Origin of the sequence: Sorangium sp. So ce1036 (genome assembly GCF_051369805.1) — a bacterium.
GTDB classification, from domain to species: domain Bacteria; phylum Myxococcota_A; class Polyangia; order Polyangiales; family Polyangiaceae; genus Sorangium; species Sorangium cellulosum_F.
The window spans coordinates 7,990,064-8,004,257 of record NZ_JBBMOX010000001.1 but is presented as its reverse complement, the minus strand read 5'-3'; the positions used below and the strand labels follow the sequence as shown (position 1 = coordinate 8,004,257).

At 71.7% G+C, this 14,194-nt stretch carries 9 protein-coding genes; 5 read left to right on the top strand and 4 right to left on the bottom strand.

Annotation, left to right across the window (positions count from 1 at the left end; all coding sequences use genetic code 11):
- Positions 1 to 52: 52 nt before the first annotated feature.
- On the top strand, positions 53 to 517 hold the full coding sequence (locus WMF31_RS30105; RefSeq protein ID WP_436605250.1) for a GNAT family N-acetyltransferase: 465 nt from the start codon (positions 53 to 55) through the stop codon (positions 515 to 517).
- 39 nt (positions 518 to 556) lie between these two features.
- Positions 557 to 1,435, top strand: a complete 879-nt coding sequence (locus WMF31_RS30100; protein WP_436605249.1) for an NAD(P)H-binding protein — start codon at positions 557 to 559, stop codon at positions 1,433 to 1,435.
- 171 nt (positions 1,436 to 1,606) lie between these two features.
- On the opposite strand, the gene WMF31_RS30095 is transcribed toward WMF31_RS30100, so the two are convergent.
- The 3 genes from WMF31_RS30095 to WMF31_RS30085 form a co-directional block, all read right to left on the bottom strand.
- The gene (locus tag WMF31_RS30095) at positions 1,607 to 2,947 is read right to left on the bottom strand and encodes a non-reducing end alpha-L-arabinofuranosidase family hydrolase (RefSeq protein WP_436605248.1); all 1,341 of its coding nucleotides are present in this window, start codon (positions 2,945 to 2,947) and stop codon (positions 1,607 to 1,609) included.
- Positions 2,948 to 3,186: 239 nt separating this feature from the next.
- Positions 3,187 to 5,319: a substrate-binding domain-containing protein gene (locus WMF31_RS30090; protein WP_436605247.1), complete on the bottom strand. Its 2,133-nt coding sequence runs from the start codon at positions 5,317 to 5,319 to the stop codon at positions 3,187 to 3,189.
- Between the two features lie 370 nt (positions 5,320 to 5,689).
- On the bottom strand, positions 5,690 to 6,259 hold the full coding sequence (locus tag WMF31_RS30085; protein ID WP_436605246.1) for a hypothetical protein: 570 nt from the start codon (positions 6,257 to 6,259) through the stop codon (positions 5,690 to 5,692).
- 460 nt (positions 6,260 to 6,719) lie between these two features.
- Between WMF31_RS30085 and WMF31_RS30080 the strand changes: the two genes are divergently transcribed.
- Positions 6,720 to 7,724: a response regulator gene (locus WMF31_RS30080; RefSeq protein ID WP_436605245.1), complete on the top strand. Its 1,005-nt coding sequence runs from the start codon at positions 6,720 to 6,722 to the stop codon at positions 7,722 to 7,724.
- 33 nt (positions 7,725 to 7,757) lie between these two features.
- Positions 7,758 to 10,466, top strand: coding sequence for an ATP-binding protein (locus tag WMF31_RS30075; RefSeq protein WP_436605244.1), 2,709 nt, complete (start codon positions 7,758 to 7,760; stop codon positions 10,464 to 10,466).
- A 22-nt stretch (positions 10,467 to 10,488) separates the two neighbouring features.
- On the opposite strand, the gene WMF31_RS30070 is transcribed toward WMF31_RS30075, so the two are convergent.
- Positions 10,489 to 11,919 carry an ABC transporter substrate-binding protein gene (locus WMF31_RS30070; RefSeq protein ID WP_436605243.1) on the bottom strand — a complete coding sequence of 477 codons (1,431 nt, stop codon included), beginning with the start codon at positions 11,917 to 11,919 and terminating at the stop codon, positions 10,489 to 10,491.
- A gap of 958 nt (positions 11,920 to 12,877) precedes the next feature.
- Here WMF31_RS30070 and WMF31_RS30065 point away from each other — a divergent pair.
- On the top strand, positions 12,878 to 14,158 hold the full coding sequence (locus WMF31_RS30065) for a GTPase family protein (protein WP_436605242.1): 1,281 nt from the start codon (positions 12,878 to 12,880) through the stop codon (positions 14,156 to 14,158).
- Positions 14,159 to 14,194: the final 36 nt, after the last annotated feature.

Here is a 14,194-nt window from a genome sequence, read left to right as displayed (position 1 = left end):
CCTCCCGCGCGCGGCGCCGGGCGGGCCGGCGACCGGGGCACGAGGAGGTGTGATGGCCAGCGAAATCCGCGCGATCCGCAGCGACTCGCCGCTCTATGCCGGCGCGCTCCGCCTCCGGTACGAGGTCTTCGTCCTCGAGCAGGCCGTGCCCGAGGCGATCGAGGTCGACGAGCACGACGCCGAGGCGCAGCACTTCGTGATCCAGGACGGCGCGGAGGTCGTGGCGACGATGCGCCTCGTGCCGTACGGGGACGCGCTGAAGGTGGGTCGCGTGGCGGTCCGGAAGGAGCTCCGCGGCCGCGGCCTCGGCCGGCGCATGATCGAGGAGGCGGTCCGCGTCGCGGAGGCGCAGCGCGCGCGCGCCCTGGTGCTGAGCTCCCAGGTCGTGGCGGTGCCGTTCTACCGCAAGCTCGGCTTCGTCGAGGAGGGTCCCGTCTTCGACGAGGCCGGGATCCCGCACACCCGGATGGTCAGGCTCCTCCGTCCGGGGGGCGAGGCGGGTCAGAAGAAGCAATGAGCTCGATCGCTGGTCGCAGATGAAAGGCGCGCCGAGCCCATGACCTCCCCGCGAATCCTCCTCGCCGGCGCCACGGGGGCGGTCGGCATCGAGCTCCTGCGCCTGCTCCGCGGCCAGGGGCTCTTCGTGCGCACCCTCTCCCGGACGGAGGAGAACGCCACGCGCCTCTCGGGCCTCGCCTCGGAGATCGTCGTCGCCGACGCCGCGGCGCGCGGGGCCGCCGCGGGCGCGGCCCACGGCATCGACACCGTCGTCTCCTGCCTCGGCGCCAGCGTCTCGCTGACGCTGCGCGAGCGCCGGGGGTATCACGACGTCGATCTGGTCGCGAACACGGGCCTGCTCGAGGCGGCGAAGCGGGCGGGGGCGCGGCGGTTCGTCTACCTGTCGGCGCACCCCGGCCCGGGCTACGCCCACACCCATTACCTCTGCGCCCACCTCCAGGTGGAGGAGCGCGTCCGCGCGTCGGGCCTGTCGTTCTCGTTCGTGCGCCCCACGGGCATCTACTCGGCGCTCGCCGACCTGATCGCGATGGCGCGCGCCGGCCTGGGCACGGTCGTGGGCGACGGCCGCGCGAGGACCAACCCGGTGCACCCGCTCGACGTCGCCGAGGCGCTGGCCGAGGTCCTCGCCGAGGGCCCCGAGGTGGTGCCGGTGGGCGGGCCCGACGTCATGACCCGGGACGCGGTGATGCGCCTCGCGTTCGAGGCCGTCGGCAAGGAGGCGCGCATCGCGCACGTCCCCGCGGGGTTGCTCCGATCCACGAGCGTGCTGCTCGCGCCCGTTCACCCGCGGCTCTCGGATCTGCTCGAGTTCGTCGCCGCGGTCATGACCTCCGACTCGGTGGCGCCCGCGCGCGGGAGGCGCCCCCTGCGCGCCTGGTTCGAGGAGCTCGCGGCCGCGAAGCCTGCTGAGATGTGAGCGATCACATCGGCTCGTCGGGGGCTCTTCCGCCTCGCCTTGGACAGGCCGTCATGCGCGCCGGGCTGCTCGTCCTCCTGCGCGTTCACCAGGGCGCTCGCCGGGGGGGCGCAGGCGGGGAGGTCGCCTCTTCCGCCCGGAGATCCCGCCCGAGAGGGGAGGGGAGCGGGGTTATTTCTCGAGCGTCAACAGCCCGAGCCGGTAGGGCAAGCGGCCGTAATCCCCTCCGACGTTCGGATCTCTCCCCTGGTAGAGGAACTGCAAGTTGCACGGGTCGATGGTCATTCGCTCGTCGTACCCGGAGCGGATCAGCTCGCCGTGGCTGATGTCGTCGGTCCAGTCCGCGCCCTCGAACGTCACGTTGGCGGGGCCGGCGAACGGGTTCTGCTTGGTGTCGGCCAGGGGGGTCCAGGGGCCATCCAGGCTCTCGGAGGTCCACGACCTGAAGAAGCGAGGGCTGTTGTCGAACGCCTCCACGAGGAGCAGGTACTTGTTCGAGCCGTCCACCTTGTAGACGTTGCTCGCCTCGAACAGGAGCCCTGCGCTGGGCGCCGTCATGACGACCTCGTAACCGTCGAACTTCGGGAAGTCGTCGATGCTGACCTTGGAGCGGTAGAGCTTCCCGTCGTCCCGTGAGAAGAAGAGGTGGCAATAGTCGTCGTCGCAGATGAGCCAGAAGTCGAGCGCGCCGAGGACGTTCCCCATGGCGCCTGGCTCGCCGCGGAGCAGCGCCTGGGGCCGGCTCCAGCCGTTCATGTTGTTGATGTCGTCGTTCGTCGAGTACCTGCCGTTCCACTGGTAGATGAGGTACCACTTGTTGTGCGGCCGGAAATAGAAGACCTGGGGCGCGACCGTGCTGCCGGTGGGCCAGCCCGCCATGTAGTGCTGCTGAGCGGAGTTCGCCTGAGAGAAGTCCGGGAAGTTCAGGTACACCGACTGCCACGAGCCATCGCCCGTCGTGGTGTCGAACACGGTGGCAAATACGTGGTACTTGTCGTCATAGAACACGATCGTCGGGTCCTTGACCGACGCGAAGGTGCGGCCGGCGGGCGGCTTGGGGCTGATCACCGGAGGCCCCGACTTCCACCTGAACGTGGTGGGCAAGTCGCAGGTCACCGCCGGGCCGCCCCCGCCGGCCCCCCCGGTCCCCGGAGCGCCGCCGCCCTCCCCGGTCCCCGGAGCGCCGCCGTTCCCTCCGGTCGTCTCGCCGCCGCCCGTGCCCGAGGCGCTCCCCCCGCCCGTGCCGGGGGTCGATCCGCCCGTGCCCGTGACGCTCCCCCCGCCCGTGCCGGAGGTCGACCCGCCCGTGCCCGCGCCCCCCACGCCCGCCGTGCCGCCGGCGCCCGACGTCGGATTCTCCGTGCCGCCCGTCCCGGCGGAGGGCTGCGGGTCGTCCGTCGCCTCGCTGGCGCAGCCGGCGAGCGCCGCGAGCACACAGCCGAGGACAGAGAGATGAAGGATGGAACGGCGCGGAGCCATGGATTGACGGGGCAAATCGAGGTGAGTGTTCATGCCAGTCTCCAGAGGAATGCCCGATCGGGTCGGCGAGCTCCTCGGAGCCCGACCGTCACGGTGAACGCGCATGAGGACGCAGGGCCCGGTGCACATGCCGGCCCATCCGAGGCCGGCAAGGGCAAAGCGGAAGAATCCCGGAGCCCAAATTGTGATCGTTCACATGGCCGGAGTCAATCAAAAACCGGCGCGCGGCCATCCTCGATCCCGGGGGGTGGCCGAGCTCGCCCCCGTCTTCGTCAGGCGCGGGGCGCCCGGGGCTCGGACCCGGGTCTTCGCCTGTTGCGCAGCGCGGTGAGCGCCTTGCCGAGGGTCGGATAGAGCGTCATGCCGTGAAGATCGATGCCGAGCTGGGTGAAGCCCTGCGCGACCTGCGGCCGCATCCCCACGACGATGACCTCGGCCCCGAGCAGGACGGCGGCGCGGGCCGTCTTGAGCAGCGATTGCGCCACCTGGGGGTCGGCGACCGGCACGCCGGTGATGTCCATCAGGAGCACCTCGGCCTCCTGGCGGCCTATCTCCGCGAGCACCACCTCGAGCACCTGGCCCGCGCGCCCCGCGTCGATCGCCCCGATGAGCGGCACGAGCAGCACGCCCTGGTCCAGCGGGATGACCGGACACCCGAGCCGGCGCACGGCGTCGGCCAGGGCGCGCTCGCGCTCGTAGGCGGCGCGCGCCTGGCCCTCCTGCGCGATCAGCGACTCGATGAGCCGCGCGCGCTCGAGCGAGGTGCTGAGCATCGCCACCCACATGGCCATGTCCCTGTGATCCAGCCCCAGCGGGCTGCTCACCGGCGCCGAGATCGCGAGCAGCCCGCGCTCCCCGTCCTCGCCGCGCAGCGGGAGCAGCCGCATCACGTGATCGTCCTCGGGATGCGCGGAGGCAGGGAGCCACGCCCGCGGCGGGAACTCCTCCGCGGCGATGCGCGTGCCCGCCGGCGGCGAGGCGGCCTGTCCGCCGGGGCAGGCGCTCTCGACGATCCTCAGCACCGGGCCGGACTCCGACGGCGTATCCCACACACCGAGGCAGCCCCAGCTCATCTGCAGCGCGGACAGCCAGCTCAGCTTGCTCCCGCCGCCGTCCGCGTCCTCCAGGAGCGTCTTCCGGACGACCAGGTTGATGTCCAGGAGGCCGTTCAGGTAGTCGGCGCGCGCCCGCTCGATCGCCACCCGACAGGCCATCACGTCGCGCCGGGCCTGCCTCACGTAGGCGGCCACGCGCTCCTCGGCGGCGGCGTCCCCCTCGGCCCGGAGCAGCGCGCGGCCCGCCCGCTCCAGCCGGTCGACCAGCAGGAGGAGCGCGTCGACGTCGGGCATCTGGTGCACGGCCTGCCGCCATGCCCGCGCCAGCGCCGCGCGCGGAGGCGGCGGCGCGCCCCGGGCGGCCGCCTCGAGCCCCTCGATCACCTCGGCGACCTCGGGCCAGGTGTGGGCCTGCGGCGCGCCCCGGTCGCTCGCCGCCGAGAAGCTCATGAGCTCGAGCAGCTCCCCGGCGAGCGTGTCCTTCCAGTCCGCGGCGCCCTCGGGCGGCCGCGAGCGCCGATCGCGCCGGGCGCCGCCGGGCACGCAGCCGCAGGAGCGGCGCGGGATGAGCGTCGTCGGCGCGACGTGGCCGGCGCCGGGGACCGCCACGCCCGCGAGCCGATCGATGAGCAGCTGCGCGGCGGTCCTGCCGATCCAGTCGAACTGCTGGCGCACCGTGGTCAGCGGCGGCGCGGCGTACCTGGCCGACTCGATGTCATCGAACCCCACGAGGGCGATGTCCTCGGGGATGCGGCGGCCCGCCGCGAGGAGCGTGTCCATCGCCCCGAGCGCGCCCTGGTCGGTGGCCACGAACATCGCGGTGCACGGCGCGCCCGAGGCGAGGAGCCGCTTTGCGGCGAGCTGCCCGCTCGCCCTCTCGTTGTCCGGGATCTCGATGACCAGCCCGGGGTCGAACGGGATACCGCGCGCCGCGAGCGCGTCCTGGTAGGCCTTGAAGCGCTGCCGGATGTCCCCTTGCGCCATGTTGCCGGCGAAGACGATGCGCCTGTGGCCGTGCTCGATCAGGTGATGGATGGCCGAGAGGGCGCCACCGTGGTTGTCGGGCAACACGCAAGGACAGCGCGCGTCCCTGGAAGGTGCGCTGAGGGTCACGACGGGCTGTCCGGCGTCGAGGAAGAGCTCGATCCCCGTCGGGTCGACCGCCGCGATCCACCCGTCGATCAGGCCCCGCGCGAGCTTCAGCCGGTGGACGTCCCGCGGGGACGACCGGATCGCGATCACCCGGTATCCGAAGCGCCGGGCGGCCGACTGGATGCCGCCGAGGACCTGGCAGAAATACGCCCCCCAGATGTCGGGGCACATGATGCCGATGGCTCTATCGCGCGACATGGTGGCACAGTCCTCGGTCGTCCTCGGCCCCGGCTCCGGCCGTGGCGCCATGAGAAACCGCATGTGTAGCACGGGACACACGCGCGGTCGTGGCGCCGCGGCGGGAGCGAGAGCGCTTCAGCACGCGGCGATACTATCGGCCAGCGCGCGTTGCTTGTCAGCTGCGTTTCTCGGGAGATGTGTGGCGGAGGACCCCGCGCGCCGCCGGCCCTCCTCGCCGCTCGCCCGGCGGGGACCGGACAGCGTCGCACGACAGAGCGCGAACGCCGAGCGCTCCGCGCGCCTCCGCGCTCGTGCTCTCGCGCGTTCGCGCCCCGCGGAACTCGCCCTTTGCGACAAGCCCCTTGTCCCGTCCCGGTGTCCGGCGTCTTCACGAGCCTGGCGCGGGGCGCTCTCCGGCGTCGCGCGTGAACGAGAACGCCTGCTGCTCGAGGGCCACCCGCGCCTTGCGCCTCGGCCGGCGCGGCGGCGTCTCCGCCTCGGCCGGCTCACCCCCGGCCCGCTCTCCGCAGCGCGGGCAGGCGGCCTGCGGCGGCGCCTCCGGCGCCGGCCGGGGCGCCGCGGCCTCGGGCGGAGGCGGCTCGTCCGCCGCCTCCGCCTCGGTCTCCAGGTCGGCGCGGCCGCGCGCGTGCTCGGCCATGACGAGCGCGCGCAGGGCGCGGGCGGCGGCCCGGTGCTCGGCCGCGGCCCGGCGCAGGCGCGCGACGAGCTCGGCCGCGCCCCGCGGCGGCGCGTGGAGGCGGGCCCGCTCGCGGTGCGGGCAGCCGTCGTACGCGCCGCTGCTGCTGCCGCAGTCGATGCAGAGGCGCTCGGTCGAGAGCGGCTCGCCGGCGAGGGACATCGCCTCGTCCGCCGCGTCGTCCGGCGGGATCGCATCGGGGGTGTCCTCATCGGGCGGCAGCTCTTCGATGACCCTGGCGGCGGCCTTGCGGGGGCGCATGCCTCTCGGCTAGCAGAGATGTGAACGGATGTACAGCGCCAGTCGATCGTGGCCGTGGCGCGGCGGGCCGCTCCCCTTGCGCCGCGCGACGGGCGGCGCCTCCTCGAGCCCCCGCGCGCGGAGGGGCGGGACATCGCCTGGCGCCCCCGCGCCGCTCCATTCCCGTCTCCTCTCCGCGCGCCGCGACAGGACAAGGCGCTTCGAGATACCGATTCAGCGTGACATGACGGGCTCTGCCGTCCCGCCGACGCTCCACGGGGCCCGACCCCGTCCCGCGCGGCGCCGAGGCGCGGCCGCGCACACGGTCATGAACTCCCGCAGATCGTCAGCCCGGTGTACATCGATGATCTCATGAGGACTGGAGACCAGCGGCCTGAGCGGCCAGTTTTTCGTTGATCCGGGAAGATCGTTCGACTAGGTATCGGATTCGACAGGCGGGGGCAAACGGTCAGGGGAACCGATGGATCGAGCGGAGAGAGCCGACCTGGTGCTCGTCGTGGATGACAACCCAGTGAACCTCGGTGTGATCTCCAAGGCGCTCACCGACGCCAACATCGATGTTGCCGTGGCGACCGACGGTGAGATGGCGCTGAGCGTCGTCTCCCGTGATGAGCCGGATCTCGTCCTCCTCGACGTGATGATGCCTCGCCTCGACGGGTTCGAGACCTGCAGGCGCCTCAAGGCAGACCCCGCGACCGCGGGGGTCCCGGTCATCTTCATGACGGCGCGGAGCGAGGCGAGCGCCATGGTCGAGGGGTTCGAGGCGGGCGCCGTCGACTACGTGACGAAGCCGTTCCACGGCGGAGAGCTCATCGCGCGCGTGCGGACCCAGCTCTCGCTCCGGCGCGTCACGCGGGCGCTCCTCGACAGGAACGCGCGCCTGGAGGAGACGCTCCGCGAGCGCGCGTCGGCCGAGGTGGAGCGCGAGGAGCTGACCCGGGAGCTCGTGCGCCGCACGGAGGAGCTGCGCCAGGCCAACGACCGACTGACGCTCGAGCTCGCCGAGCGCGAGCGGGCCGAGGCGGCCAGGGCCGACCTGCAGGAGCAGATCATCGCCGCCCAGCGGGAGAGGCTGAAGGAGCTGTCGACGCCGCTCATCCCCATCACGGACAGCATCGTCATCATGCCGCTCATCGGCACCATGGACGCCGTGAGGATCGAGCGCGCGACGGAGACGGCGCTCAAGGGGGTCAGCGAGCGCGGCGCGTCGTTCGTGATCCTGGACGTCACCGGGGCGCGCGGGCTCGACGTGGACGCGGCGCACAGGCTCATCCGGGCCGGCGACGGGCTCCGGCTGCTCGGCGCCCAGGCCGTGATCACCGGGATCGGCCCCGAGATGGCGAGGGCGTTCGTCGATCTCGATATCTCACTCGGCACCATGGTGACGGCCGGCGCGCTCCAGGAGGGGATCGCCTACGCGATGAGAGCGCAGGGCAGGCGGAGCCATCGCCTTGGCCTCCAGTAGCCGCGCGCTCCCTCGGGGCGAGGTCGGGTCGGCGTGATCAAGAAGCTCTGGAAGCGCAGTCTCCTGGTCCAGCTCGTCAGCTATTTCTCCGGGCTGTCGCTCATCACGGTGTGCGTCGTCGCGTTCGCGGCGGACCACCTCGCGAAGGGCGCCCTCCAGAAGGCCATCGAGGGCCGGCTCACGGTCGCGACGTCGCTCAAGGAGTACGAGCTCGCGGAGTGGCTCGCGGTGGCGCGCAAGGACGTGCTCCTGCTCAGCCAGCTCCCGGCGATCCGGGAGCCGCTCGCCACGCTGCTCACGGGCGCCGAGGCCGCCGATCGGGGCGAGGCGTACGAGCGGCTGCGCGCGAACATCTCCGGCGTCGTCGCCTTGATGCCGGAGATCAAGAGCGTCCTCATCACGACGAACGGCGGCTTCGTCGTCTTCTCGTCGGCGGACCGCGCGCTCGAGGGGCGGTTCCGGCCGATCGGGTACCCGAGCACGTTCTTCCTGCGCGAGGGCGCGGGCTCGGTCGTCCCGAATTACTATCAGACCACGAGCGGTGACAAGGCGCTCACGTTCGCGACGCCGATCCTCGATCACCGCGGCGTGCGCATGGCCGCGGTCGTGGTCGACCTGCACCTCGGCGGCATCGACGCCCTCATCCGCGAGAAGACGGGGCTCGGGGCCACGGCCGAGACGTACCTCGTGGGCCGGGTCTCCAACAGGAACGTCCTCATGGCGAGCGACTCGCCGGGTGAGGTCGGCGGCACAGGGGTCCATAGCCACGGCATCGACGCGGCCATCTCCAGGGTCAGCGGCCAGGGCACCTACGTCAACCACCGGGGGGCGCCGGTCATCGGCAGCTATCGCTGGCTCCCGGAGCAGAACCTCGCGCTCCTCGCCGAGGTGAGCCAGGCGGAGGCGTTCGCGCCGGCCAACCGGCTGTCCCGGTCCATCCTCCTCATCGGGCTCGCCTCGTCGGCGCTCCTGCTCCTCGCGGTCTACCTCCTCTCGCGCCGGATCACGCGGCCCATCCTGGCCATCACGGACGCCGCGACGGAGCTCGCCGGGGGAAAGCTGGGCCGCGCGGCGCCCGTCGTGACCGAGGACGAGATCGGCAAGCTGGCGACGGCGTTCAACCGGATGGCCGCGCAGCTCAAGCAGTCGTTCGAGGAGCTCGAGCTGCGCGTCGAGCAGAGGACGGTCGAGCTCCGGGAGGCGAAGGACGCGGCCATCCTCGCCAACAAGGCCAAGAGCGAGTTCCTGGCCAACATGAGCCATGAGCTGCGCACGCCGCTGAACGGGATCATCGGCTATTCCGAGCTCCTCCAGCGCTCGAGGTCGCTCGGGGCGGAGGAGCGCCGCTTCGTCGACATCGTCCGCCAGTCGGGCTTCCACCTGCTCCACCTCATCAACGACGTCCTCGATCTCGCGAAGATCGAGGCGCGGCGGCTGGAGCTCTGCCCGGCGCCGCTCCATCTCCCCTCGTTTTTGCGCGAGCTCGTCGACGTCTGTCGCGTCCGCGCGGAGCAGAAGGACATCCGCCTCCTGCACGAGCTGGACGCGGACCTCCCGGCCGGCGTCCACGCGGACGAGAAGCGCCTGCGGCAGGTCCTGATGAACCTGCTGAGCAACGCGATCAAGTTCACCGACGCCGGCGCGGTCACCCTCCGCGTCACGGTGCTCGGGGCGCCGGGGGACGACGCGAGCGCGCCGCCGCGCGGCCAGGAGCCCGAGGCGGGAGCGCCGGGGAGGGGAGCGCGCGTGCGCATCCGGTTCGAGGTCGCGGACACGGGGGTCGGGATCAGCCCGGCGCACCTCCAGAAGATCTTCCTCCCGTTCGAGCAAGCGGAGCACGGCACGCAGCACGCGGAGGGGACAGGGCTCGGGCTGTCGATCAGCCGGAGGATCGTCGAGGCCATGGGCAGCGCGATCCGCGTGAAGAGCGAGCCGGGGCAGGGGAGCACCTTCTGGGTGGATCTGGAGCTGCCGCGCGCGGCCGTTGGGGCCGCCTCGGCCGGCGACGCCGAGCCCTGCGTGCCCGCCGGCTATGGCGGGCCGCGGAGGACGATCCTCGTCGTCGACGATCGCCCCGAGAACCGGCTGCTGCTGGCGAGCCTCCTCGAGCCGCTCGGGTTCACCGTCGCGCAGGCGGTCGACGGCGAGGACGCCCTCGCGCGGGTGGCCGAGGCGAGGCCCGATCTCATCATCGCGGACATGCGGATGCGCAACGTCGATGGACTGGAGCTCATCCGGCGGTTGCGCGAGTCCCCCGATCGCCGAGGCATCCCTGTCCTCGTGTCCTCCGCGAGCGCGTTCGAGCGCGATCTCAGGGTGAGCCTCGAGGCCGGGGCGGTCGGCTTCGTGTCGAAGCCCGTGCAGATGTCCGCGCTGCTGAAGGCGCTCGAGGAGCACCTCGGGATCACCTGGACTCCGGGGCCGGCGGGCCGCGGGGCGCCGGCCCAGCAGGCCGACGGGCCCGCGACCGCCCCGGCGCGCGCGGACAGGCCCGCTCCGGGCGGCGGGGGCGCGGCGCCGCGCCCCGCGGCGCCGCCGGAGGAGGAGCTCGCCGCCCTCGAGGATCTCGCGGGGCGAGGGCGCGTCGACGCGATCCGCGCGCGGGCCAGCGAGCTCGCGCGCGCCGACGCGCGGCTCGCCCCGTTCGCCGACGAGCTGACGCGGCTCGCGCAGGGCTTTCAGGTGAGGGAGATCTTGACGTTCCTCGGGTCGTATCGGAGCGAGGCCCCGAAGGGCTCGTGAGGAGCGGCGTTCGCGCGCGGCCTCAGTCCCAGGTCCGGAACGTCTCCTCGATGTGCGCGATCGCCCAGTCGGCCGCCTGCTCGGCAGACGCCTTGTCCTGCAGCACGCTGAGGAGCGCCTTCGCCCAGACGTTCTCGAACTGGACCTCCGTGTACGCGGCGCTGTACGCCTCGTAGCCCGGGCGGGTCGGCCCGAGCGCCATCCGGAGCGCCGAGGAGAGGTGGGGATCTCCCGGATCGCTCCAGTAGGGGTCCTCCAGGAGCTTGAGCGTGACCGGGAGATAACGCCCCTTGCCGCCCTCGCGGAGGAGCAGGTTCAGGTTCTCCGGGCTCAGCAAGAACCGGAGGAAGCTCTTGGCGGCCTCCTTGTTCGTGGAGCGCTCGAACGCGACGATCTGCTTGATGCCCACGATCATCCGGAGCGGGCCGCCGTCCGGCCGGTCCGGCCAGCCGGCGGTGACCATCTTGTCGTAATAGAGCTCCCTCGCGCCCTTGTTGTACTCGTTCGGCTCGAGCTTCTGCGTGAGGGGGATCGACAGGCTGCCGTTGGTGGTCATCAGCAAACGCCCCTCGAGGAAGCCGATGTTGTTGCCCGCGCTCGTCCACTCCACCGCGTCCTTCGGGACGTAGCCATCCTTGTAGAACCCGGCGTACTCCCGGAGGACGGCGACGATCTTGTCCCGGGTGCCGGGCGCGTCGAGGAGCAGCGACCCGTCGGGGCCGACGATGGCAGCGCCGTGGGCCTCGAGGAACTGCTCGAAGGTGTTGAACGAGTCGACATCCATGGGGGAGACCGACAGGCCGAGCCCGTAGATGCCGTCTCTGCCCTGCGCGCGGAGCCGGTCGTGCGCCGCCTTCCAGAACTGCCAGTACGCGCTCCAGCCCCTCGGGATGGGCTGATCGCCGAGCCCGACGAGCGTCAGTTGATCGCGCCAGTAGTGGATGTAGCTGAGCTGCTGGCCGAACGGCACGGCGTAGTAGCCGCGCTGCTTCGTCGCCTTGTTCTTCAGGTAGGACGCCTCGAGCGCCGTGGGGATGAACTCGTGCTTGTGCGGCGCGATGACGTCGGACACGTCCGCGAGCTGGTTTCTCCAGGCCAGGATCGGGATGATCCGCATGTCGCCGACGGTGCTGTGAAAGAGGTCGGGGGGATTCCCCTGGTCGAGCGCCCTCAAGAGCTCGGCGTCCATCTCGTTCACGGGCATGAACCGGACGTCGGCCTCGCGGCCCGCCTCGCGCTTCCAGCGATCGAGGATGGTCAGGATGGCCTCGTTCTCCTCGGGGAGGAAGCCCTGCGCCCACCAGACGCGCAGGGGGCGGCGCTCGTCGGTCGCCGCCGCCGGGGTGGGCTGCGGGGCGGGCTCGCGCGAGCACGCCGCCCCGAAGGCGCCGAGCCCGAGGCCGAGCGCGCCCGCCCCGGCGAGGAGCTGCCGTCTGCGCAGCCCGGCGCGCATCAACCGCTCACGACCGGGGCACAGGGGGCGTGCGCGCGAGTCGCCCTGAAGGACGTGGCGCGGCGCGCGCTGCCCGGGCGAGCGCTGCCCGCGCGCGATGCGCGCGCCGTGACCCGGTGTGTGCGGGATGTGCGACCAGGTGCCCCCCCGGCGCCGTGCTGGCTCTCGTTCCGTCTGCTCACCGCTCTTCCAGGACCGTATCAGGGACGGGCGCTCGGGTTCAAGTGTCGACAGGCCGTCGGCTGGGCCGCTGGTCGAGGAGGACGAGCAGCTTCCGCCTTACCGGACGCTTGACATCCCGCGCTGTCCGTCGGCTACGCAACCTCCCCACGATGCGCAGGAGGAGCACGCTATCGTTACTGCGGGAAGTCGGGCCGAGAGGCGAACCGCCATGACGCCAAGGGCGCCAAGAGACCAGAGAAGTAGAAGGGGAAAATGGAGGGACAGCCCTTCCCCTCTCTTCTTGGCGTCGTTGGCGCCATGGCGGTTCTTCTGCTGATCCGGGGGCGCTTTCGGTGATCAAGGTGGCCTGCAGATCGGATGCGAAGCGAGAAGATGTGATCGCTGCTGCTTCCGCGGCGACGGATGACCCTGTCGAGCCTTTTGAAAAGGAGGGGTATTTGTGGGTTGGGGACCTGGGGCTCAGGTTTTCGGAGGACGGGCGCCTGATGGAGGCGGTGCCCGCCTGGTCCCCATTTCCATGGTCTCCCAGCATGGTCATGCAGGCGATCCGTGAAGCGCGCACCCGATGGAAAGCGTCACGGTGAGCGCTGTAGCTCACGAGGCGTGTGCCTTTTACGCACGCTGCGCGCTGCTGCCCAGCTCCACGTCAGCAGCTGAGCGAGCGACATGCTCGTTTGACGCGTCAGCGTGCCCCGCGGCTGCCGTCAAGAGAAATGTCCCTTGACGGAGGTCGCTTGCTATGCTGGCGTCGTGGCGTTACTCGCAGGAGGCCTTCGTGGGCGAGCAGAATGAGCTTCGGGATGCGGTCGCCGAGGGACTACGTAATCTCGAAGAGTTCCTCGACAAGATCCCAGGGGGAGGCGTCGCGCGCGACGTGCGCGAGCGCGTAGGTGCCCTTCGGCAGCTCCTGGTGGAGCAACGCGACCCGAGGTTCGCGCTGGTCGGCCGCCGCGGGAGCGGAAAATCATCTCTCATCAATGCGATCATGGGGGAGCCGATCGCCGTGGTCGGTCACGAGACCTCGGCGACCGGCCGCGGCGCGTGGTACGCGTACTCGTCGGAGCGCGGCCGCCTCCGCATCCTCGACACGCGCGGCCTGCAGGAGGGCTCGCGGCCGGGCTGCCCGGACGATGCGGCGTCGCCGCGCGAATCCATCCTGAGGGAGCTGCGCGCCCAGTGCCCGGATGCGGTCCTGTTCCTGATCAAGGCCAAAGAGGTCGACTCCGCGGTCGACGGCGACCTGTCGGAGGTGGAGCACCTCCTCAAGGCCGCTCATGAAGAGCACGGCGCGGCGATCCCGCTGCTGGCGGTGGTGACGAGCTGCGATGAGCTGGAGCCGAAGAACGTCAAGCTCCATGCCCCCGAGGGCGAGGACGCGCGCGATGTCGAGGAGAAGCTCGCGCGCGTTCGCGCCGTGGAGCGGCATCTGGAGGCGAAGATCCGGGATCGGGCGCTGCTCAAGGATCGGCTGATCGGCGTGCTCGGCGTGTCGTCTTACCAGTCCTGGCGCGGCGACGGCTCCCGGCGCGCCGACGAGCGCTGGCGGATCGACGCGCTCGTCGGAAAGCTCGTGGACGAGCTCCCCAAGGAGGCTCGTGTCGGGCTGGTGCGCCTCTCGCAGATCAAGCACCTGCAGCGGTCGCTGGCCGGAACCATCTCGATGCTGATCGCCGGCATCTGCGCGGCGATCGCCGTCCTGCCGATCCCCGGCAGCGACATCGTCCCGATCACGTCGATGCAGGTGTCTCTGGTCGCCAGCGTCGCTTATGTGTCCGGCCGCACGATGACCCTCAAGTCGTCCGCGGAGTTTCTCGGCGCCATCGGCGTGAACGTCGGCCTGAGCTTCGTCGTTCGCGAGCTGGCGCGCGGGCTCGTGAAGCTGGTGCCAGCCGCGGGCAGCGCGGCGTCCGCGGCGATCGCGTACGGCACGACCCTCGGGATCGGCAAGGCGGCCGCCGCCTACTTCATCGATGGTGTGGGTCCCAGCGACGCGCGCCGCATCTTCGCCAGCACGCGCGACGCGGAGCGGGAGCGGTACGCGCGCGCGGGCGAGTGAGGCGCGCCGGGGCCCGTCCACAGCGACGGCGGACAG

What these genes read in the sequence shown, in the direction of transcription:
- WMF31_RS30070 (WP_436605243.1), bottom strand. Translation starts at nt 11,919, where the DNA reads ATGCGCGCCGGGCTGCGCAGACGGCAGCTCCTCGCCGGGGCGGGCGCG.
- WMF31_RS30085 (WP_436605246.1), bottom strand. Translation starts at nt 6,259, where the DNA reads ATGCGCCCCCGCAAGGCCGCCGCCAGGGTCATCGAAGAGCTGCCGCCC.
- WMF31_RS30090 (WP_436605247.1), bottom strand. Translation starts at nt 5,319, where the DNA reads ATGTCGCGCGATAGAGCCATCGGCATCATGTGCCCCGACATCTGGGGG.
- WMF31_RS30105 (WP_436605250.1), top strand. Translation starts at nt 53, where the DNA reads ATGGCCAGCGAAATCCGCGCGATCCGCAGCGACTCGCCGCTCTATGCC.
- WMF31_RS30080 (WP_436605245.1), top strand. Translation starts at nt 6,720, where the DNA reads ATGGATCGAGCGGAGAGAGCCGACCTGGTGCTCGTCGTGGATGACAAC.
- WMF31_RS30100 (WP_436605249.1), top strand. Translation starts at nt 557, where the DNA reads ATGACCTCCCCGCGAATCCTCCTCGCCGGCGCCACGGGGGCGGTCGGC.
- WMF31_RS30095 (WP_436605248.1), bottom strand. Translation starts at nt 2,947, where the DNA reads ATGAACACTCACCTCGATTTGCCCCGTCAATCCATGGCTCCGCGCCGT.